This window comes from Microcoleus sp. POL10_C6 (assembly GCF_036701585.1).
GTDB lineage: Bacteria > Cyanobacteriota > Cyanobacteriia > Cyanobacteriales > Microcoleaceae > Microcoleus.
Map to the genome: position 1 here is coordinate 1 of NZ_JAUBRB010000002.1, position 2227 is coordinate 2227.

General features: G+C 49.9%; 2 protein-coding genes. One reads left to right on the top strand and one right to left on the bottom strand.

Features of this window, described 5'->3' with window-relative positions; all coding sequences use genetic code 11:
• The first annotated feature begins 119 nt into the window (after nt 1–119).
• Nucleotides 120–740 (top strand): rhomboid family intramembrane serine protease, encoded by a 621-nt coding sequence (locus tag QUA34_RS01220; RefSeq protein WP_333383440.1) that lies wholly within the window; start codon nt 120–122, stop codon nt 738–740.
• Between the two features lie 96 nt (nt 741–836).
• Here the strand turns inward: QUA34_RS01220 and QUA34_RS01225 are convergent.
• Nucleotides 837–2227, bottom strand: a 1391-nt coding sequence (locus tag QUA34_RS01225; RefSeq protein ID WP_333383442.1) for an Ig-like domain-containing protein, incomplete at its 5' end; no start/stop codon positions are given.

The window sequence follows — 2227 nt, forward strand, 5'->3', positions numbered from 1 at the left end:
TCATCTTTATTTGACAATTTTACTAGCTTTTTCATTTTAACTCTTTTTTGACACATTCGCAAAAGTGAGATGCACCCTATGTCACCTATGGGCTGGTTGCGGCAAACATATTAGTATTTTTGTACGAACTCAGTTTGGGCGATCGACAATTAACCCAATTCTTCTACTCTTGGGCCGTAATTCCTTGCCAGTTAAGCAATATGTGTCGGGTTGCTCTGCCAGTTTCGCCATTTCCCGAATGGACGACACTAATTAGCTCCCAATTCCTGCACGCAGGCTTTCTCCACATTGCCGGAAATATGTTATTTTTGTGGATTTTTGGCAATAACGTAGAAGACCGTTTAGGACACGTCAAATTTATAATATTTTACCTTACTTGCGGCGTTTTAGCATCACTAACTCAGTGGTATTTTTCCTCAGCATCTGCCATTCCGTCCCTAGGTGCTAGCGGCGCGATCGCAGGCGTGATGGGAGCTTACATTCTCAGATATCCCCAAGCCAAAGTTCTGACACTGCTTCCCTTGGGAATTTTTATTACCACTGTCAGAGTCCCCGCTTTCTTCTTTCTAGGATTTTGGTTTGCACAGCAAGCATTGAGCGGTCTGGCTTCCTTGAATGCCCCGGCAAGTGTCGGCATGGAATCCGGGGGAGTTGCCTACTGGGCCCACGCCGGCGGCTTTGTTTTCGGCGCTATTCTAGGCCCTTTGTTGGGACTTTTTTCTGAAGATAATCAGATTTAATTCTTCACCGCAGATGAACGCAAATTAACGCAGATAAACTGCCAAGAAAATCGGCGTTTATCTGCGTTTATCTGCGGTTTCAAACCTCTGATATTCCTAGATAAATGTCAAGTCAAATTCCGAAAGAGCAGAAACCCCAGTTACACCATTTAACTTCGCCAAAATGCGAGAATCGGCGCCAGTGAGGTTATTGCCATTGCCGTCATAAATAATGTAAGTATTGCCACCGGAATCGTAGGCAAACAAGAAAGCACTTCCTCCCAGAATATTTGCAGAAACCGTTGTCTGCACATTTAGCAGAACTTGGGTGTTACCGCTGAGATTGGCAAATCCGGGGGCAAAATTAAACTGATCGGCGATCGGCACACCGAGACCGCTAAAATCAGTAATCACATCGTATCCGCCCGCCGCGATCGCAGCCTCGATCGCAGCCGAAGAAGCCGCATCAAAAGCCGGCCCACCTTGTGCAGGGCTGGTATAACGGAATTGATTGTTGCCGCCACCCCCTGTCATGGTATCTGCGCCGAGGCCCCCTACGAGCACATCGTTATCCAAACCGCCGTTAATCGTATCGTTGCCACCTTGACCGTCAATAGTATCACTGCCCGCCAAACCGTTCAAATTGTCCGGCAAAGAACCCCCAACCAAATTGTTAGGCCCGCTATCAGCCGGCAAGATTTGAACGGTGACAGTACCTACGCCCGGAACTGTCCCGAATCCGTCGCTGACGCTGTAGGTGAAAGCAGTTGTACCCGCTACGTTGCCGGGGATGAATTGCACTTGAGAGACAAGATTTACAGCTATTCCGAGTTGCGGTGTGCTGACATTGATAATGCTGAGCGTCCCTTTTTGCGGGCTGGAATCGTTCGCCAGTACGTCGATAAAAGTGGGCAGCAAATTATTCGTATTGGTAAATACGATGCCGTCATCAACAACAATTGGCGGCAGGAGAGTTGGAACAGTTACGGAGGTATCGAAAGAATTGATGTTAATTGCGACTGAGGCTGCTGCCGTGCCGCCTTGGTCGTCAGCTACGCTGTAGCTGAAAGAACCGGCTTGCCCGATCACGTTTGTTCCAGGTTGAAATTTCAGTCCAAGTAAATCCTGAACGGTTAACTTTTGGTTCACGGTGACGGGGTTTGTACCGGTAATTACCTGACCAAAAGTAGGATTGGGAAGTCCGACTACCGCGATCGACAGTGGATCGCCCTCCGGGTCGCTGGGCGCCGAAATGCTCAGAGACAGAGGCAAATTCTGCAAACCAGTCACCGTCTTGCCAGCTTCCACGATCGGCGGCTGGTTAGGAGTCGGAGATGTAAAACTCGGCGGAGTCGGCCCGCCGCCTAAAGGCGGAGGAGTTGGGGGCGCAGCAGTTGGAGTCGGGACGATCGAAGGGCTCGGACTCGGAGTTGTCGCGCCCGCAGTCGGACTCGGACTCGGACTCGGACTCGTACCCGGAACCTGTATCGGCAATGGCTCCGTTATTG